20 protein-coding genes are annotated in these 19,180 nt (G+C 61.3%); 9 read left to right on the top strand and 11 right to left on the bottom strand.

Annotation, left to right across the window (positions count from 1 at the left end; translation table 11 throughout):
- Positions 1–9: 9 nt before the first annotated feature.
- A complete protein-coding gene (locus tag IB264_RS26190) occupies positions 10–1,281 on the bottom strand; it encodes a glycosyltransferase (RefSeq protein WP_063991849.1) in 1,272 nt (423 codons plus the stop codon).
- A gap of 224 nt (positions 1,282–1,505) precedes the next feature.
- Entirely contained in the window at positions 1,506–2,093 is a 588-nt protein-coding gene (locus IB264_RS26195; RefSeq protein ID WP_057207375.1) for a YqaA family protein, read from the bottom strand.
- A 351-nt stretch (positions 2,094–2,444) separates the two neighbouring features.
- On the opposite strand from IB264_RS26195, the gene IB264_RS26200 reads away from it, so the two are divergent.
- From IB264_RS26200 to IB264_RS26225, 6 genes are all read left to right on the top strand, one after another.
- On the top strand, positions 2,445–3,332 hold the full coding sequence (locus IB264_RS26200; RefSeq protein WP_057225056.1) for an NAD(P)/FAD-dependent oxidoreductase: 888 nt from the start codon (positions 2,445–2,447) through the stop codon (positions 3,330–3,332).
- 106 nt (positions 3,333–3,438) lie between these two features.
- Complete coding sequence (locus IB264_RS26205; RefSeq protein ID WP_025428268.1) at positions 3,439–3,915, top strand: Rrf2 family transcriptional regulator; 477 nt, start codon at positions 3,439–3,441, stop codon at positions 3,913–3,915.
- Between the two features lie 119 nt (positions 3,916–4,034).
- The gene (locus tag IB264_RS26210) at positions 4,035–4,709 is read left to right on the top strand and encodes a response regulator transcription factor (protein WP_057225058.1); all 675 of its coding nucleotides are present in this window, start codon (positions 4,035–4,037) and stop codon (positions 4,707–4,709) included.
- Entirely contained in the window at positions 4,706–6,061 is a 1,356-nt protein-coding gene (locus tag IB264_RS26215) for a HAMP domain-containing sensor histidine kinase (protein WP_057225059.1), read from the top strand. The genes IB264_RS26210 and IB264_RS26215 overlap by 4 nt, the downstream gene beginning before the upstream one ends.
- A 282-nt stretch (positions 6,062–6,343) precedes the next feature.
- Positions 6,344–7,375 carry a GH25 family lysozyme gene (locus IB264_RS26220; RefSeq protein ID WP_057214642.1) on the top strand — a complete coding sequence of 344 codons (1,032 nt, stop codon included), beginning with the start codon at positions 6,344–6,346 and terminating at the stop codon, positions 7,373–7,375.
- Positions 7,376–8,204: 829 nt separating this feature from the next.
- Complete coding sequence (locus IB264_RS26225; RefSeq protein ID WP_128090487.1) at positions 8,205–8,462, top strand: hypothetical protein; 258 nt, start codon at positions 8,205–8,207, stop codon at positions 8,460–8,462.
- A gap of 162 nt (positions 8,463–8,624) precedes the next feature.
- Here the strand turns inward: IB264_RS26225 and IB264_RS26230 are convergent, their stop codons facing one another.
- Positions 8,625–9,086 carry an Lrp/AsnC family transcriptional regulator gene (locus IB264_RS26230; protein ID WP_025428262.1) on the bottom strand — a complete coding sequence of 154 codons (462 nt, stop codon included), beginning with the start codon at positions 9,084–9,086 and terminating at the stop codon, positions 8,625–8,627.
- A gap of 198 nt (positions 9,087–9,284) precedes the next feature.
- Here IB264_RS26230 and IB264_RS26235 point away from each other — a divergent pair, with 198 nt between their 5' ends.
- Positions 9,285–10,538: a D-amino acid dehydrogenase gene (locus IB264_RS26235; protein WP_057214645.1), complete on the top strand. Its 1,254-nt coding sequence runs from the start codon at positions 9,285–9,287 to the stop codon at positions 10,536–10,538.
- Between the two features lie 36 nt (positions 10,539–10,574).
- Here IB264_RS26235 and IB264_RS26240 read toward each other — a convergent pair whose 3' ends face one another.
- The 3 genes from IB264_RS26240 to IB264_RS26250 all read right to left on the bottom strand — a co-directional run bounded on the left by IB264_RS26240 (position 10,575) and on the right by IB264_RS26250 (position 13,352).
- Complete coding sequence (locus IB264_RS26240; RefSeq protein WP_158071722.1) at positions 10,575–12,053, bottom strand: patatin-like phospholipase family protein; 1,479 nt, start codon at positions 12,051–12,053, stop codon at positions 10,575–10,577.
- Positions 12,054–12,483: 430 nt separating this feature from the next.
- Complete coding sequence (locus IB264_RS26245) at positions 12,484–12,693, bottom strand: hypothetical protein (protein WP_025428259.1); 210 nt, start codon at positions 12,691–12,693, stop codon at positions 12,484–12,486.
- Between the two features lie 239 nt (positions 12,694–12,932).
- The gene (locus tag IB264_RS26250; RefSeq protein ID WP_025428258.1) at positions 12,933–13,352 is read right to left on the bottom strand and encodes a VOC family protein; all 420 of its coding nucleotides are present in this window, start codon (positions 13,350–13,352) and stop codon (positions 12,933–12,935) included.
- Positions 13,353–13,883: 531 nt separating this feature from the next.
- Here IB264_RS26250 and IB264_RS26255 point away from each other — a divergent pair.
- Together IB264_RS26255 and IB264_RS26260 are read left to right on the top strand one after the other, a co-directional pair.
- The gene (locus IB264_RS26255; RefSeq protein ID WP_192434407.1) at positions 13,884–14,357 is read left to right on the top strand and encodes an N-acetyltransferase; all 474 of its coding nucleotides are present in this window, start codon (positions 13,884–13,886) and stop codon (positions 14,355–14,357) included.
- Between the two features lie 221 nt (positions 14,358–14,578).
- On the top strand, positions 14,579–14,890 hold the full coding sequence (locus IB264_RS26260; protein WP_057207381.1) for a hypothetical protein: 312 nt from the start codon (positions 14,579–14,581) through the stop codon (positions 14,888–14,890).
- Between the two features lie 52 nt (positions 14,891–14,942).
- Here the strand turns inward: IB264_RS26260 and IB264_RS26265 are convergent, their stop codons facing one another.
- From IB264_RS26265 to IB264_RS26285, 5 genes are all read right to left on the bottom strand, one after another.
- On the bottom strand, positions 14,943–15,557 hold the full coding sequence (locus IB264_RS26265; protein WP_107027650.1) for a DUF2165 family protein: 615 nt from the start codon (positions 15,555–15,557) through the stop codon (positions 14,943–14,945).
- 276 nt (positions 15,558–15,833) lie between these two features.
- On the bottom strand, positions 15,834–16,256 hold the full coding sequence (locus IB264_RS26270; RefSeq protein WP_038577720.1) for a DMT family transporter: 423 nt from the start codon (positions 16,254–16,256) through the stop codon (positions 15,834–15,836).
- Complete coding sequence (locus IB264_RS26275; RefSeq protein ID WP_057207383.1) at positions 16,253–16,738, bottom strand: DMT family transporter; 486 nt, start codon at positions 16,736–16,738, stop codon at positions 16,253–16,255. The genes IB264_RS26270 and IB264_RS26275 overlap by 4 nt, the downstream gene beginning before the upstream one ends.
- A gap of 285 nt (positions 16,739–17,023) precedes the next feature.
- Positions 17,024–18,454, bottom strand: coding sequence for a coniferyl aldehyde dehydrogenase (locus IB264_RS26280; protein ID WP_371412280.1), 1,431 nt, complete (start codon positions 18,452–18,454; stop codon positions 17,024–17,026).
- On the bottom strand, positions 18,438–19,154 hold the full coding sequence (locus IB264_RS26285) for a lysoplasmalogenase (RefSeq protein ID WP_057225067.1): 717 nt from the start codon (positions 19,152–19,154) through the stop codon (positions 18,438–18,440). Before IB264_RS26285 ends, IB264_RS26280 begins: the two co-directional genes overlap by 17 nt.
- Positions 19,155–19,180: the final 26 nt, after the last annotated feature.

Raw genomic sequence — 19,180 nt, forward strand, 5'->3', positions numbered from 1 at the left:
CTCTCCCTTTCAGATCCGGCTGGCCATCCCAAACTCTGGATGTCCAGGTCGCCCCACCGCCCCTGTCATCACATCACGGATCGAAAATTTGATCCGTCCGGCATAGATATCGACCATCCGCTGGTGCCATTCATCGCGCGAAGGCGCGATCCTCTTGCCATAGGCGAATGCACCCTCGCTCAAACGCCGAACGAGATCGTCGTTTTCCATCAGCACCATCTTCTCGGCGAGGGATCGGGCATTGCCGCTCTGAAAAACCAGCCCCGCCTGGTTCTCTTCGATTTCTCTGGCAATGAGCGCATTGCTGCTGGCGATCACCGGTATGCCCGACATCAGCGCCTCGGCGGCGACGAGACCGTAGGGTTCGGGCATCCGCGACGGCATGAAAAAATAGCGTGCCTTGGCCGCGACGGCGGTAACCTCGCCGTCATCAAGCCATCCCGGAACATGACAGTGAGGAAGTGTGTGTTGTATTTCCTGGAGCAACGGCCCTTGTCCAATCAAGGTCGCCGCCTTGCCCGTCACGTTGAGCGCCTCGGCCAGCGTACGGACGCCCTTTTCTACCGTCATGCGGCCAAGAAACATGGCGCGTTCGTTCTTCCAGGCTTCAACGGGAAACCGCGTGAGCGGCGTCGACGGCGTGCGCAACGTCAGGAAGTTTCGAAGCGAGCCCGTGCTCAGGTAAGGTTCCATGGCTTCATGCGCGAGAATGACACCGACGCGGCCCCAGAAGACCTCACCCGCGGCGCTCTGGGTCATCGAACGGCCGAAACGCCACAGCTTGTGAAGGTAGTTGCGCTTGTCGCAGGCGCTGGCCAAGCAACCGGCAGTCAGCGGTTTCTCCTCGCAGATATCGCCCTTCCCGAAATGAGCATACGCGCCGTTCGGACAGCTCAGAAAGAAATCATGCGCGGTAACGATGACCTTGGCGTCACTGCGCTCCAGCGCGTGAAAAATCGAAGGGGACAGGATCTGTGACCAACCGTGAACATGAACGACCGTGTCACTTCCGGACTTGAGCAATCGGCGCAAGGCACGGTAGGCGCGGCCGTTGAAATTCCTGTCGAACAGGTTTGCGAAGCGGACGCCGTCGCGCAAGGGGCGCTCGCCCAGCGCCTCCACCTGTACGCCCGGGAATCGCAAGCGAATGCCCGCACCGTCATCCCCGACCAGAACGGAACAGTCGAGCCCCGCCGCAACGCCTGCCTCAATGCATTGGAGCGCGACCTTGGTCGCACCGCCCAGGGCCTCCGACACGTCGTTGACAACGATAAGCCGCATGAACACTTGCCTCTCGGAGACTTTACTGGGCGACCTGGATCTCCCCCATTTGGCTGCCGCTTGCCGACGGTTTGCAAGATATCAATTTGCGGTAGACGCTGCGCGCGGATGGACGGAATAACGCCTTGCCAAATACCTCAAGGCGCGCACTGTCGGGCCGAAATGGCCGTTAAGCCTTTGCCTCCACCGACGGCAGGCAGGCTTTCGGCACAGCTTCGCTGTTGTTATTTTGCGAGAACGTAGACGCCGTAAAGCAGGATCAGCACGGCCGCAGCGACGGCTGCAATCAACCCCAGGCGCTTCTCGATGAAATGCCGGACGGCTTCGCCGTGCCGGCGAAGAACCGCCGCCAAAATGAAGAAGCGCGCGCCGCGCGTGATCACCGCCGACGCGATGAACATGCCAAGGCTGACATTGGCGGCACCAGAGAGGATGGTGACGACCTTCATCGGCGGCACGTGCGCAAGCCCCGATGTCACCAGCAGAAGCACGATTGCCTCCATGTCGACCGAAGCGCGCATCGATTCGAACGCATCGATCTTGCCGTAGAACTGCAGGATTGGACGGGCGATCGCGTCGAAGGCGTAGTGTCCGAGGAACCAGCCCGCGATGCCGCCGAGCACCGAGAACAGTGTGGCAATGAAGGCATAACGATAGGCCCTATGCGGTTTTGCCAGCACCATCGGCAGGAACAGGACGTCTGCCGGAACGACGAAGACGGAGCTTTCGACAAAGGCTACCAGCGCCAGCCACCATGCGGCGGACTTCCGGCCAGCGAGGTCCATCGTCCAATTGTACAAACTGCGAAGCATGGGAAATCCGGTCGTTCATCGGGGGCGTCCCGTGCGGGACCTTGGCGGGAAGCGTTCCGATCCCCGATGCCGGGGACAGAGGCTGGACACGCAACGATAATATCCAGTCGACTACCAAACAGGCGGATTTTTGTCTGCCTTGAAATCGCGCCAGAGCAACTTGAGCGACGGTCCTATTGGTCCGCCCCGCCAGCAAAGCTATCCGTAGCCTCGCGTCTTTCGGCCGGAGCCGATCCTGAGGCGCCAGCCATCGCCGCCAGGCTCAGTCATGGAACTTTTGTTGTTTCGTGATATTGAAAGCCAACTTCACGTAACTTATAAAGATACGATCTTGAGACGAAGAGGCCCGATATGACCCATGACGTAATCATCCTTGGCGGCAGCTACGCCGGCCTTTCCGCCGGCCTTCAACTCGCCCGCGCCCGCAGGAGCGTGCTGGTTATCGACACCGGAATGCGGCGGAACCGTTTCGCCGCGACATCGCACGGTTTCCTGACCCAGGATGGCAGCGCGCCGGCTGAAATCGCCGCCGAAGCCCGCTCGCAATTGATGGAATACCGGTCGGTCGAATGGCTGCAGACTGCCGCCATAAGTGCCGAACGTGTGCAGGATGGCTTCAAGGTCGCCCTGCAGCAGGGCCCCGATGTCACTGGCAAACGGCTTGTCCTCGCCACCGGCGTCACCGACGTCCTGCCGGATCTTGACGGGCTTGCCGAACGCTGGGGCAGGAGCGTCTTCCATTGCCCCTATTGCCATGGCTACGAACTCGACCAGGGTAGGATCGGCGTGCTCGCGACGTCGCCCCTTTCGATGCATCAGGCGCTGATGCTGCCGGACTGGGGTCCGACCACCTTCTTTCTCAACGGTGCATTCGAGCCCGACGCGGACCAGCTACAGCAGCTTGCATGGCGCAATGTCACGCTGGAGCACGGGCTTATCGACAGGATCGAGGGTGAACGGGTCGATGTCGTCATGAAGGACGGGCGGGTGTTGCCGATGGACGGCATATTCACCACCACCAGGACGGTGGTCTCGGCGCCATTTTCCGAACAGCTCGGCTGCACCTTGGACGACGGCCCGCTCGGACGCTACATCCGAACCGATGCGATGAAGGCAACGACGGTTCCGGGCGTCTTTGCCTGCGGAGATGCGGCAAGGCCGACGGGGTCGGTCGCGCTCGCCGTTGGAGACGGTGCCATGGCCGGAGCTGCAACCCACCGCTCGCTGATGTTCGACTGACAGCGACTGCAGCGGGTCCGGGCGTCACGCCGCTGGACAATGAAACGGCGGCCTCCCCTAGGCGGCACTATCCATGCTATCAGATGCGAAACAGGGAAGATTGCCAATGCGCCAGGACGGACGGCTTTCACGGCTGCTGCATGTGTTGCTGCACATGGAAAAGCACGCAGCGCCGATGACATCCGAAACCATTGCCCGGATGCTCGGCACGAACTCCGTCGTCGTGCGCCGGACGATGGCCGGCCTTCGCGATGCCGGTTACGTGTCGTCCGAGAAGGGCCATGGCGGCGGTTGGACGTTGTCGCGGCCGCTTTCCGAGATCACCCTCCTCGACGTCTATCGAACCATCGGCAGTCCCGGCTTCTTCGCCATGGGTGTCGCAACCGACGAACCGCAATGCCTGGTCGAACAGGCTGTCAATTCGGCGCTGGAGCGAACACTCGATGAGGCAGAGACCCTGCTGCTCGCGCGATTGGGCGAGATCGCCATCTCCGATATCGCCGCCGATTTCGAGCGGCGCTATGGCGCTGTCACGGGCAACCGATTGTCCTCGTGCAAAGGTCATCCGACAGAGCCGAGTTGAAGACCTCGTCACTGATTGAACCGGACATCGTTTGTTTTTCCGGCTGATGACAGGTTCCCTCAATGAACGTGCGCTTGGATCGCCGCGCGTCGGAGCGTCGTGCGGAGTGAAGCGGTTTCATGCGGGTGCTATTGGTCGAGGACGAGGCAGAACTTGCGGGGGCGCTGAAGACAGCGCTTAGCCAACACCGCATGGTCGTCGATCATGCGCGTGACCTGGCGGAGGCGACCCTCGTTCTCAGCGATGCGGTCTATGACGTCGTCGTGCTCGATCGGCGGCTGCCGGATGGAGACGGGCTTTCGCTCATCCCGGCGATCAGATTGCGGGGCAACAGCGTGCCGGTGCTTGTGCTGACGGCGCTGGGCGAACTTGCGGATCGTGTCGCCGGACTTGATGGCGGCGCCGACGATTATATCGGCAAGCCCTTCGCATTCGAGGAGCTTCTGGCGCGCCTGCGGGCGCTGGCGCGGCGCCCTGTCGCCGTACAATCCGACGTCGTGGCGGTCGGCCGCCTGTCGTTCGACCTCGCCCATCTTGAAGCCAAAGTCGATGGCGTGCCCCTGAAAATGCCACGCCGTGAACTGCTGGTTCTCGAAACCCTGACGCGGCGCATGGGGCGGATGGTGCTGCGTGCGGCCCTCATGGAAGCCGTGTTCGGCCTTGACGACGAAATCCAGTCGAACGCCCTCGATACCCACATATCGCGTGTGCGGAGAAAGCTTCTCGACGCCAATGCAGGCGTCACGATCAATGGCATTCGCGGCGTCGGCTACCTCCTGCGGGAAGCGCAATGATCACCGGCACGCCGCACTCCTTCAAATGGCGGCTCGTCCGCTGGCTGGTGCTCTTCGAAACAGCCGCCATCAGCCTTGTAATCGCCATCGCGGTCGGTCTGCTCTGGGCGACTGGCTATCTTATCGACGGCTACGAGAACGGCAATATCGATGTGCTCACGGACGCGATCGTGCGCGATGGGCAGAACAACCTCGTGGTCCAGGAAACCCCAGAGCTGGCGCGGCTGCGGCGCGAAGTAGGCGAGATCTGGTTCATCGCTCGCGACCGCGCCGGACACAGGCTTTCCGAAGGCGCGGTGCCTCTGGCATTCGCCTTTGCCACGGCCGGTCTCGACCGGATGAACGACGGACGCTTCAGGCTCTCGCCCGACAAGGATTCGCGGCCGGAAGCCGTCGTCAAATGGGTCGATTCGCCCGCGGGGAATATCCAGATCTTCACCGGCACGGAGGGGCAACTCACGCTTCGCCGGCTGCTGCTCGGCACCTCTGGCGCGTTCCTGACCATTTTCGTGCCTATGCTGCTGTTGCTGGCACTCGCCACCATCATCGTCACGCCGATCGTCGTTCGCCGGATGCTGGCCGGTCTCTCGCATGCAGCAGCCCATGCAGCCCATATCGAGTTTGACCAGCAGGGCGTGCAGATGCCGATCAAGGGCGTTCCGGCCGAATTCCTGCCGCTGGTCGAAGCTTTCAACAATGCCCTTAAACGCCTCGACGAGGGATATGCCCGCCACAAGCGCTTTCTCGCCCAGGCGGCTCACGAGTTGCGCACCCCCATTGCAATCCTCAACACGCGGGTAGCAACGTTGCCGCCGAGCGACGGCAAGGCGCGGCTGATCGAGGACACCAATCGCCTGGCGACACTCGCCGGCCAGCTGCTCGACCTGCAGCGCCTCGGCAAACGAACGACCCCGTTTTGCCCGCTCGACCTCAGGGCACTCGCCGAACGCGTCATTGTCGATCTGGCGCCACTTGCCTTTGCCGCCGGATACGAAATGTCCTTCGATCCGGCAGACGAGCCGATGATCGTCCTTGGCGATCATTCGTCGCTCGAACGGGCTTTGACCAATCTCGTGCAGAATGCCATCGAGCATGGCGGTCGTCGCGGCAAGATCACTTTTCGCGTCATGGCGCCGGCGCGCGTCGAAATCTGCGACGAAGGTGACGGCGTCCCACTTGCAGAGCGCGAACGAATTTTCGAGCCGTTCAGCCGGCTTCATCCCGGCGGCAAGGGCGCCGGGCTGGGCTTGAGCTTGGTCAGGGAGATCGTGCACCTCCACGGTGGCCATGTCGCGATCGTCGACGCGACATCGGGCGGCGCATGTTTCAGGATCGACCTGCCGCCGGCATGACGCGCTACTGCATGTTTCCTTAAATCGTATCCGATTCAAGGATAAAAACATGCAGCAATTTAAAGTGCTACAGCGACCTTTGCGCGTCTGATAAGACGCGCGGCGCTGTAAAGAAGCGTGTTCTCTCTGCGCCATGCTCGCCGCTTCGACTTTTCGGAAAGGGGGTCGATCGTAAAGATTGTATTTAATCTTTTCCGGTAAGTTTCCGTTAGCAATTTCACATCAATGGGGTCCCGGCGGTACTGTTGTTCGCCGTCGACAATGTTTTGCGTACGGGTGCTCATGCGTTTTTCAGCTGTGCCAGCAATGTTCCTTGCCTGTCTGGTTTTGGCGGGCTGCACGTCCAGTTCGACGCTGGACACGATCGTGCCGCAGCAGCCCTCGCGCGAAACGACGAGTTCGGTCGTGCCGACGTCTCCCGTGCCTTCGGCCAATGTCGGCGTCGCAGCGGCTCAAGCCGCCCCGCCGCAGGAGGTGCTGGCCTGGGCCGGAGCAGTTCCGGAACCGGAAGCCTTCCGACCGCAGGCTAAGACGGCGGCAACGCCCATGCCGCTGGAGCGGCCCGTTGCCGTGATCGCCCCGGCAACACCCGCGGTCCTGACGACACCGGGGACACGCACGCAGATCTACAGCCATCGCTTCCGCGATGCCAAGCCGATTAATTTCGGCCGCGCATCCCCGCGCAAGATGGCCGTTCATGGTGTCGACGTGTCGCGCTGGCAGGGCGAGATCGACTGGCCCAAGCTGCGCGCGCAGGGTGCCAACTTCGCCTATATCAAGGCGACCGATGGCGGCGACCACCTCGATCCGATGTTCAAGAAGAACTGGCGCAAGGCAAAAGAAGCCGGGCTGAAGCGCGGCGCCTACCACTTCTTCTATTGGTGCCGCACGGCCGGCGAGCAGGCCGACTGGTTCATCCGCAATGTTCCAAGAGAAGCCGGCGCTCTGCCGCCTGTCATCGACGTCGAATACAACGGTGAGTCCAGCTGCAAGCGACGCCTGTCGCGCGCCCGTGTGCTTGAAAAGATGCAAGTCTTCATGGACAAGCTCGAGGCGCATTACGGCCAGCGACCGATCATCTACACCGCCCCGGATTTCTATCAGGACAACCTGACCGGCGAACTGCTCGACTACCCGTTCTGGCTGCGCTCGGTGGCAGCTCATCCCTCCAAGAGATATCCAGGCCGCAAGTGGATCTTCTGGCAGTATTCGGGCTCGGGCCTGTCGCACGGCGTCGAAGGCAAGATCGACCTTAATGTGTTCCACGGCAACGAGAACGAATGGCAGAACTGGCTCGCCAGGCGGGCAAGCTAGGTTTTGCGACAGACCAGGCGCCTGACGTGTGCCTGGCTGGCCTGATCTCTATTTCACAGCTGCGTTGCCCCTGAGCCGAAGCCTGCTGTGGTGCCGTCCCTATGCACTTGGGCCGCCGCATTGCGCGCGGGAGCAGCCGCGCGCTCCGGGCCCAGTTTCAAATCCTGAGTGATTACAACCTGCCTTGCATAAAGGCAGCTCCCCAAAAGAAAAAGCCTGCCGCGGGAGGAGGTGCGGCAGGCTTTCAAAGGGATTGAATGGCAACCGGGAGGAGGAGTGTCGCCATTCCGGCAAGCGCTCGTTGGGAGGAGGAGAAAGCGCTTGCACACTCGAAGTCCTGCGGGAGGAGATGCATCGCTTCGATGAGTTGATTATACAAGAATGCACGCGATTTCGTAGATCTGACTTCGCAGACCAGCCATGCGCGGAGCGCCGGTCAGGCACTCCGAGGGCACCATGCAGGTTCTACAGCGCCGCGCGTCTTATGAGACGTGCAAAGGTCACTGTAGCACTTTGAATTGCTGCATGTTTCTAAATAGGATTTAGGGAAACATGCAGTGGTCTTGACTGAAGAGACCATAGAAATGCCGGCGCACGGTTACCCCTTCGCGTGGGCGCGCCCACCAAGTCGGCAAAAAACGATAATATTCCAAATGGTTAGTTGAATATTAGCGACAGCGCCTGCAAGCGTCACGCCCATGTCACGGGAACGGTCCCACAAACCGTGTTATAAAATCCCGTCATCGCGTGTCTCGGACATCCCTCCGCCATCGGTTGTGGATGCGAGAAGCATTGAAAGCCCATGCAAATCGGAAAGGATCGGCGGACTATGCCCCGCTACATGTACCATATCCATGCGGCCGGCGTGACGAGCCGCGATCAGGCCGGCAAACAGCACCCCAATGACGGCCGTGCGGTCGCTTACGGACAACTCATCGTCGACGAACTCGCCGAGGAATACGAATATCGGGGCGCGATCGTCGACGTCCTATCCCCGAGCGGGCGCCTGATCGCGCGTCTGGTTTCGAGCCGGGCGTTCCCGCCGTGGCTGCAATCCACACCACCCGAGCAGCGCGCGCTTCACTGATCCGCGTTCGGAAGTCTGTGCGGAGGCCGTCGCAATGGCCTCCGCTTGGACAATGCCAGTGAACGGGTTGGTTGAGGAAACATGCTTGGTATCGGCCATCGTCCGCTGGAACCGCTCCATAGGGTAGAAGCCGCGCGCTACGGCTCTCGCTGCGCGAATGAGCTAGCGCCGTCTCGCGCGTGACACAAGCACGTTGCGGATCGAAAAGCTGGAATGAATGCGCAACACGCCCGGGAGCTTCGCAAGGATTTCCTTGTGGATGCGCTCGAAGTCGCCGGCATTTTCGACCTCCACCCGCAACAGATAATCGGACCCGCCGGTCATGAGGTAACATTCCTGGATTTCCGGGTGTTTCCGCACCGCCGCCTCGAAGCGATTGAGGTGCTCCTCCGTCTGGCGTTCGAGCGTGATGTTGATGATCACCGCAATGGCGTTGTCGCCATCGGCGTTTCCGACCAGCGCCGTATAACCGCGGATCACGCCGCCCTGCTCCAGCAGATTGATGCGCCTCAAGCAGGCCGAAGGTGACAGCCCCACCTCGGCGGCGAGCTTTGTGTTGCTCATGCGCGCATTGAGACGCAGCAGACGAATGATGTTGCGATCGATCGCATCCAAACCGGACATGCAGATTCTTTCATTTTCCCGCCGATAATTCTTAAGATCAGCGAATACTCGAATATTCAAGCGCTACTTCGCATGATCGTGCTCGATTATTTCACTATGTTCGAGCGCAACTTCTGCCGGGTTTGGGGGCTGGTAACAGCGAGCATTTTGCGCGTACCTCAGCCCGTTTGACGATCGATCTGTGATCCTGAGGATGCGATGAAGATTACCATATTGGGCGCCGGTGTGATCGGCGTCACCTCCGCATATTATCTTGCCAAGGCGGGTCACGAGGTGACCGTCCTCGATCGGCAGTCCGGCCCTGCTCTGGAAACGAGCTTTGCCAATGCCGGCGAAATTTCTCCCGGCTATGCCTCGCCGTGGGCGGCACCCGGCATCCCGCAGAAGGCACTCAAGTGGCTGTTCATGAAGCACGCGCCCTTGATCATCCGCCCGATGGTGGACGCTGCCACCTGGCGCTGGATGACGGCAATGCTGCGCAACTGCACCTCGGCGCGTTACGCCGTCAACAAGGGGCGGATGGTCCGCCTTGCCGAATACAGCCGTGATTGCCTGATTGCGCTACGCGGGGAAACGGGCATTGCCTACGATCACCGCACGCAGGGCACCCTGCAGCTCTTCCGGACCGCCAAGCAACTCGACGGCATCGGCAAGGATATCGAAGTGCTGAAGGCCGATGGCGTGCCCTTCGAAGTGCTCGACCCGGCCGGCTGCGTGGCCGCTGAACCAGGCCTGCAACCGGTCCGCGACAAGATCGTCGGCGGCCTTCGGCTGCCGAATGACGAAACCGGCGACTGCTTCAAGTTCACCAACGAACTGCAGAGACGCGCCGAGGCTCTCGGCGTGCAGTTCCGCTTCGGCGTCGATATCCGCCGGCTTCGACAGGAGGGCAACCGCATCGTCGCCGTCGAGACGGCAGAGGGCGAGATCCGTTCCGACATCTTCGTCGCCGCCCTCGGCAGCTATACGCCGGCGCTCCTAAAGCCGCTCGGCCTTCGCCTGCCCGTCTATCCCGTGAAGGGCTACTCCATCACCGTTCCGATCGTCGACGAGACGCGGGCGCCGGTATCGACGATCATGGATGAGACCTACAAGATCGCCATCACCCGGCTTGGCGATCGAATTCGCGTCGGCGGCATGGCGGAGATCGCCGGCTTCAGCAGTGCCCTTCCCCAGACACGTCGCGCGACGCTCGAACATTCGGTCGAAGACCTGTTCGGCGGCGCTGGCAACCAGAGGCAAGCAACCTTCTGGTCCGGCTTGCGGCCGATGACGCCGGATGGAACACCGGTGGTCGGTGCAACGCGCTTCGCCAACCTGTTCCTCAACTCCGGGCACGGCACGCTCGGCTGGACCATGGCCTGCGGCTCGGGCCGCGTGCTGAGCGATCTGATCAGCGGCACCAAGCCCGAGATCGAAACGGCGGACCTGGCGATCAGCCGATACCACTGATGGGCATTCGTATCGCTTCGATGCCGAGCGTAAACGTCAGAACATACTGGTGATCCGCCGGGCCGTCACGAGTCCGCCTCGCCGGAGATCTGGCGTTGAACGCGCAAGCGGCATCCCCTTGCCCGTGCGTTGCAGGAACTGTCGATAAGCCGGATGCTCGATGAGAAGCCGTCGGCCAAGGCCTGACAAAAAGTCGACATCGTCGGGCTTCAACGTCAGGCGGTTGTGCAGCCGCATGATGCGTTTTGCCGTTGGCGGATCGGCGGTATCGGCGAGCGCCAGGCGAACGATGCCGACATCGAGATCGCGACAGCCTTTGCCGGAACGCTGAGTGGCGCAGCGCCATCTGATGACCTGATCACGCCAGACGGGCAATCGATTTTGCAGGGCATCGAAGCTCTGGAAGTTCGGAATGTTGATCATCGCATCGATCGCGGCCACGATCGCATCGGGGGCTTTCGGGCTCTTTGCATTGATGGAAAGATCACCTCCAACCCGCGTCGAGGCATCGACGACGATGACCAGCAGGTGCCGGAGCCGTCGCGCGCGGGCGGCAGGAAGCGGTTCCGGCGCTGGCCGGCCCATCAGATGCAGCAGGCTCTGTGTTCCGATGCCATCGACCAGGCCGCCGTCGTATAATTTGAGATAGTTCAGATCCGGCGCCGTCTCGTAGCGGCCGAGCGCATTCCAATATTCGCGCTCGACAAGCGACGTCGCGCCACGAGCAGACGACTGTGCTCGCGGGCTTCCGCCATCGCCTGGCAAACAGCTTTTGCTGAAGTTCTGCAGGGTGACCGGCGCAAACACCACCGGGACAGCGGCGGACGCCGCCACGGCATAGGCCAGCGGATAGTCATTGTAGTTGCTGCAGATTGCGGCAAAGGATGGACGATCGAAAATGAACGGGTTGCGATTGTAGAGGTCGGTGGCGTGGATCACCAGCCGAGGACGGTCAGGACGGCTCATGTCGCCAAGTGTCGCGCCCCGGAAGAGCTTGCGATCGAGCCAGGACGGGAACCCCGAGAGGTCGTTCATGCCACCCTGATAACCGCGCAGCAGATTTTGCGGCGTGAAGGCCGTGTGCAGCGAGGCTTCCACATCCTGACCGAGAAAATTCCGGCGAAAATCGTCAAGACCGGTCCGCCCGCGAAGCGCGAAATGGGAGGCAAGGACCGCACCGCCCGAAACCCCAGCAACGACTGCGACGTCATCGGCGAGCATTCGGTTCTTACCACCGGGCGAAGGCTGATCAGCCAGGGCGGACAGTACGCCATAGCCGAAGGCGGCAGATCTGGCACCACCGCCAGAAAAGGCAATGATGATGCCGACGTCGCCAAAGTTTTGCGCGTCCCGGAACTGGATGCTCCCGGTGGTGAAGACAAGTGGCTTGTTGGTCGGGCGCGTATCAGGCGCCATGCAGCCGGACAAGATCATGGCGCCGACAAGGACGCCTCTCCTCAGGACGCGGCCGGCGGTGATCCATAACCGCCGCAAATCGCGAACATCTGACCGCACGAGATGCCACCTGTCCCATCGTTCTCCGCAGTTCATCGCCATCTCGCTCCGTCCGCGGGCTGATCCAGCCGGGCCGACATTGATGTCGGCGCCGACCGTTCGAACACCTTACGGATCTAGATTGAGACAGCATGGCATGCCGCGGCGGGCGAAGCGAAAGCGGCGGCTCCGGCTCCCTCCGACAACGGTTTCTGGAAGATGGGATGCCTCCTCCGGCACCGTGGCCAAGCGGTTCTATCACTGAGGTCAACATGACTCTGGCCGCGACAGATGCCTTTATACCCGCCCGTCGTACCGATTATCCTCGGCGCCGCCGCGTTCGTGGCAATAACCGCAGGCAGTCCCGCACCAAGGCGTACAGTGCTCTTTCATTGGAAAGCAACCGCTCGGCATCGACTTTGCGCGCCACCAATCGCGGTGGCCTTCGGGGTCAATGGGACTTCGCCCTCGTCGGCTCGGATCGTTTCCGCCCGCCATCGAGATTCAAGCTGAGCTGCACGCCGCGGCTCAGCTTCGGCAAAGGTGCCGTGAGGTCGATACGGCCAAAAATCTGCTTGCGGCGCTCACTGTCGCGCTCCCGCTTCAGGCGAGAATCGGCGACGGCGGCCAGTGCGCGATTGATGATGTCAGTGCGGGTCATCGTTCATCTCCACATCTGTTCTCTTTTTGTTCTATTTTTAGCAGAATGTCAAGTGACCAGATCCCAGGTTGAGAACAGCGGCAACGCGGGCCGGTCGGCGCGACAGCAGCACGTGAGCGGCGGGTCACCCCGGCAGCCGCTAAAGCGCGTCGCGATCTCCAGGATTCTCTTGTTGCGCTTTAAGCTCTGGTTCTGCGCATGCCGTTATCGCAAAACCGCTGCGCACTGCGCGACATGCTTTAGAACGTGATCTTCACCGAACTGGCGCTGCGGTTGGCCGGCCCGTGAAACACCGCCTCAATGTTGTTGCCATCGGGATCGAGCAGGAAGGCGGCGTAGTAACCTGGGTGATAGGGGCGTTCGCCGGGTGGCCCATTGTCCTTACCGCCGTTTTCAACGCCGGCCTTGTGAAAGGCGTCGACCATGGTGCGGTCCCGGGCCTGGAACGCGAGATGATGGCGCCCGGTCAGCTTTCCCTGGGCCGCTTCGCTATCGGCGGTCGACACGAAAAGCTCGTCGGCCCAGAAGTAGTCTTTGCCCTCGCCTCCCATCGGCACATCGAGAGCTTGAAACACGGCTTCGTAAAACCTCCGGCTGGCGCCGAGATCCTTGATCACGAGTTGAATATGGTCGATCAGCCGACCGCGGTGCAATTCCATCCGGAAATCCTCCGTTCGCAATCGGCAGAAATTTAGGTCCGACCTGAGGTCCGTCAATGGTGGCGGAGCATCGGCACCTTGGCCGCCTCAGGTCTCCGGGGCCGAAGACAGGATTTGGACGATGTGATTATAAGGGCTTGAAATAGCCGCAATCGCTCGCCATATGGGGCATAACGAATTGATCGTTGAGCATAGACAGTCTCGGTGAGACGGATGTGTTCCGGTCAGAGTTTGCGCTAAACCGCTGACCACGGATGTACTGGCAGGGTAAAGCAGCGAACGGGAAAAGGTCGGCATTGCCGGCCTTTTTTGTTTTGGGATCCCTCGGTCTCATCAAAATCCGAACAGATCGGTTGCGCTCGACTGCCTTTGTCTGGCAGAAGACCCGGGAACGCGATCGCCATCAGTTTTAGGGTGGGGTCGGGCGGGCGATTGACGTCTACCTCGCTGCCACGAGACCACGTGGCCGTTCACGAATTTTCCGCGGCATGAGCCGTCGGAATGGCGGCGCCGCTGACATGCGAAAGAGCCATGATCTCATTCAGACCTATGCTTGAGAGCGAGTATGCTGGATATCTCGCCTATTTCATCCCCGACTATGCCACGGAGATCGCCGCCAACTACGGGCTCCCCGACGCAGACGCCCTCGCCCAGGCAAACGGTGAAATCGCCGAGGACCTGCCGCAAGGCGTCGGCACGCCAGGCAACGTCCTGCTGTGCCTGATCGACAGCGAAAGCGCCGAGCATGTCGGCTATCTCTGGTATCGACCGGACGCGAAGGGCCGCTCAGCCTTCATCAGCGATTTCCATATTCTGCCCACCCACCAGGGAAAAGGCCTTGGAAAGCTCGCGATCGAAGCACTTGAGGCCGAGCTCTTGGCAAACGGGTTCGACCAGATCAAATTGCGCGTCGCCGAAGACAACAGCCGCGCCCGGCATGTCTATGAGGCAACAGGGTTTCGGGTCACCGGCACCAATATGAGCAAGACGCTCAAGCCGCGCTAGAACTCAACGCATACTCAGATATGGCATCGGCGGTTGCCCCCGGTTACGATCCCATGCGGAACTTAAGCCGGCCGTCGTCGTTGGTACCTTGCTGCTGCATGTTTCCTTAAATCCTATTCGATTTAAGGATAAAAACAGGCAGCCATTCAAAGTGCTACAGCGACCTTTGCGCGTCTAATAAGACGCGCAAAGGTCGCTGTAGAACAAACGAGGTGCAAAAAATGGCAAATGACATTCAGCGATCCGTCGAAGACCAGATTTCCGAGCTGCGGGCACAGGTTGCCGATCTGACACGATCGATCTCCGCACGCGCTGGCGAGGCTGCAGGCAGTGCCGCCGATCTGGCGGAGGACGCAAGAGGACGGGTGAGCTCGGCCGCACGTGTTGTGCGTGCACAGGGACAAAGCGTTGTCGAAGCGGCAAAGGACAACCCGGGCACCGCGACGACGGTCGTCAGTACGGCGGGACTGATCGGCTTTGCCATCGGAGTCCTTGTCGGCGTGTCCTTCCAAAGCAACGCGCGGTGGCGATAGCAGGCAGAGCCTGAGGTTGACCCTTCCGTCAACCGCAGGGTCAGGCGCTACTCTATTGCATCGGCATGTTCACCAACAGGGTGCCGGCCACCCCGAGCCCAATCAGGATGAAATGGGTGATCTGCATGGTCTCCTGACGGACATAGTAGGCAAACCAGGCACCGCCGAGCAGCATGATCAGGCTGAGAGCGATGAAGGCTGCGAGAGCGAGGTTCGCCCATATCATCGCGGCGGCACCGTCCGATAGTCCGAAGAATGTGCCGATAAGCATGATGGCGGCCGCCGCCAAAAGCATCATGGTTGCCACCTCCATCACCAGAACGAAGCTGAAGACCATACGATGCCACACAGCGTTCGTTACACGGCGCGACAACAGCGGTGTACGGATGGGCGGTTCCTGATCGAAGAGCTGCATGCCCATCAGCATACCAACCGCAAAGACGCCATTGCGAAATGCGACGACGTTGTTGAGGACGATAACGGCAAGCCAGAGCGCGAGCCCGGAGAGCAGTACGGCTTTGATCAGAAGAAGCGAGGTTGGTTGAGTCATTTCGATATCACCATGGGTTGGGCCTGCACGCTCAAGCGCGATACCTTGATGACGATCGGCAGTGGCCGCCCGTGACACCCGAATGACGCTTTTTTCGCTCAGCGTCGCTTTTTCCATGCGGACGGAGGCTGTCCACAGCTTGAGCAATAAGTTGGGGATCAACCGGCAGCCCGCGATGTGCCCGCTCCCGACGCGTCTGGACGCCTTATTGAGGCCACGAAAGCAGTGGCACCATTCCTGTCGGCGGGCCTAAGACCCATTGCCTTGCGCGGGATCGAACGAGGGCCTGCGCAAGGCATGATCGGCAAGGCGCCTGTCGCCAGTATCTATCAGAGCGAGTGATGTCAGAGGCCGCCTATTACGGCTATGGCGCTTGCCTGCGCAATTCGGCGATTAGCGGCGTCGTTGAGTCAGCGCCATGCCTGCCAGGATCAGAACCACGCCAAGGGCGCTTGCAAGGAAGGTTGCGGATGTTCCCCGCAACAGATCGAGCGCCACGCCCGAGACCATCTGCCCGCCGATCACCAGCAGGGCGGTATTGACGGCACCGATGCGCGCGATGAGCCAGCTGCCGGCGGCAACGAAGACCACACCGATCGAACCACCGAGATAGGCGTGCCAAGGCGCGTCCGCAGCGCCCGCCGGGATCAGCCCGCCGACCGACAGCCCAAGAATGCTCAACGCGACGAAGCCGACGACATGGTTCCAGAACGATGCGATCAGCGGTGACGTCGAGAGACTGAGCCGGCCATTGACCTGCCGGCTGACACCAACAAGCACACCGGCGAGACAGGCGAGAAGGATCGGCAAGGTCATGCGCTGCCTCTGCCGAACAGGATGATAAGGGCGCTGCCGGCAACGATCAGTGCCATGGCTGCCAGATCGCGGCGATCCGGGCGGCGCATCGGCAGGCCGAACAGCCCCCAGCGATCCGCAGCGATGCTGAATACCACCTGGCCCGCCAGCCCCAAGGCAAGAGTCCCGGATAGTGCAAGCGGTGAGTTCACGGCAAAAGAGGTCAACATGACGGTCACGCCGCCGGAAATCCCGCCAAGATAGGCCCAGAGCGGCGCATGCGGTTTCGTCCCGGCATTCCGGTTGCGCCAGGGATAAAGCATGGCGAGCATCACAAGCGCCGCCACAGTCCCCGTGCCATGCGCCGCCCAGGACGAGAACAACGCGTTGCCGTAGCGTCCCAGTTCGCCGTTGAAGTGGACCATGAGGGTCAAGAGCCCGCCGGTACCAAAGGCGGCCAGGAGATGCAGCGGATTGAGTGGGTGCCCGGAGGGACTGGTCATGAAGGGGTGCTCGCAACAGAATCGGTCATGCGACAATCATCACCTGCCGATTGCCTTTCCTCCAGAGACTTCGATGACAGACTGACAGCTTTCACTCGGTTTCGCCCAACAACCCGACTGGCTGCAGTTTCGCCTTGCGATGTTCTGCGCGGGGCCGCCCGGCGGCGTCTACGGCGTGGGCGCCACAGGCGGCATCACCTATATGAGGACGATACACCACCGGCTGCAATACGAACTGCACGATCACGCCCGCTTTCCAGGCGTGATCCCGGGCAGCCGAAACATTCAGCGCCCGGGGATCCAGGTGATGAAACGGACGAGTTTGTCCGTCAGCCCCTTGTACGGCGGCGAGATCAAATCGCTCGGCGCCGGATCGTATTTTCTGAGCACCGACATCGACTTGGAAAAGGTCAGGAAGCCTTCCCTGCCGTGGTAGTGGCCCATGCCGCTCGCCCCGACACCGCCGAAAGGCATGTCGTTGCAGGCAAACTGGTAGAGCGTATCGTTGACGCAAACGCCACCGGCAACGATGCGGGCGAGGATCGCTTCGATCTCGGCCGCATCTGCGCTGAAGCAATAAAGCGCCAGCGGCCGATCGCGACCGAGCACATAGCCGATCGCCTCGGCCGGGGTGCGATAGCCGATGACCGGCAGGATCGGCCCGAAGATCTCCTCGCGCATAACCGCGCTGTCTTGGTCCGGATCGAGCACTACGGTGGGCTCGAGCATTCGCACCCGCGACGGTGGCATCTGTTTCATGTCCAGCAGCGAAACCAGTTCGTATCCGCGCGCGCGCGCATCGTTTACCAGAGTGGCGAGGCGGTCATGCTGGGCTTCGTTGATGATCGACGTGTAGTCCTCATAACCGTTGCCGGCACCGTAGCGCTCGCCCATCTGCTGCTTCAGCAGGGTGACGAAAGCATCGCGTTTGCTCTCATGAACAAGGACATAGTCCGGCGCGATGCAGGTTTGGCCGGCATTGAAGAACTTGCCGGTGGCGATGCGGTTCGCAGCACGCGGCAAATCCGCCGTCTCCCCGACGATGGCGGGTGATTTGCCGCCGAGCTCCAGCGTGACCGGGGTCAAATTTTGAGCGGCAGCCGCCATCACCTTACGGCCAACGGCGGTGGAGCCGGTGAAGAACAGATGGTCGAACGGCAGGGCGGAAAAGGCCGCCGAGAGATCAGCACCGCCGAGCACCACCGTCGCGCGCGTGTCTGGGAAAACATCGGCGATGAGCGTGCGCAAAAACTCCGACGTGCGCGGCGTATGTTCGGACGGCTTGAGAAGCACATGATTGCCGGCACCGATCGCCGCGACCAGAGGCGCGAGCGCCAGATTGACCGGGTAGTTCCACGGCGAAATGATCCCGACGACACCAAGCGGAACGAACCGAATTTCTGCCTTTGCCGGCCAGAGCTTCCATCCGGCCGCCCGGCGTTCGGGCTTCATCCAGGCCTTGAGCCTGGCCAGCGTGTGATCGATCTCCGAAAGAACCACGCTGCCTTCGCCGAGCAGCGTCTCGTGAACTGAGCGATGGCCGAAATCGGCGCTGACCGCCTTCGACATCTCATCCAGGCGCTCGCGGAAAAGACGGCGCAGACGCTTCAGATCGTCCCGGCGCTGCTCGTAGGACGGACGCTGTTCGAGCCAGGCGGCACGCAGCCGCTCGAAGCTGGGCTGCAGCTGAAACGGATGGTTATCTTGCATGCGCATTGCCTTTAGTCGAGCGCGCGAACAGCCATTGCGCCGTGTAGTAGGTACCCAGCACCCAGACGGCATTATAGGGAATGTTCCAGCGGAACCGCCCATAGGCAAGCAGCGTGTCGCTGACCATGAAGAACAGGCCGCCGAGGGCTGCCGACCGCGCGGCGGATTTCTGCGGCGCTCCAACCGCCAGCTGTCGATCACGGGAAATTGCCTGTGCGGCCATTGCTGCCAGCGCCAGCGCATAGATGACAACGGGAAGGCGCATACCGGGCGGCAAGGACGACCACAATCCGGTAATGACGATCAAACCGATCCCTGCGAAGATCGCGAATATCCCCTTGTCGGCGGCAAAGCGGCTATCGCGGGTCAGCGCCCAGATATAGGCGCAGTGGGTCAGGAGAAAGCAGACGAGGCCGGCGAGGAAATAGTCGCCCGGCAACATCAGAAAGAAGTCGCCTGCCGCCGCAAAGGCGAGCCCGGCGACAATCGCCAGCCCATAGGCCCGCGATGGCGGGCCGATGTTGCGTAGAACAGCAATGAGCAAAAGTATCGTTGCCGTCGGCTTGGTGACGTAATGCAACCACCGCCAGCCGGATTGATCGCCGCCGGCCAAGAGACTGCCGATGATGGCGAGAACCGCGCAAACGGCAAACAGCGCATAGATCGATGCGTTGTTTCGCGCGCTCAAAGTACTGCTCTGCCTCATGCCCGTCCCTCGTTATCAGCGAGACT

Source organism: Ensifer sp. ENS11, assembly GCF_014851895.1.
Classification (GTDB): domain Bacteria; phylum Pseudomonadota; class Alphaproteobacteria; order Rhizobiales; family Rhizobiaceae; genus Ensifer; species Ensifer canadensis.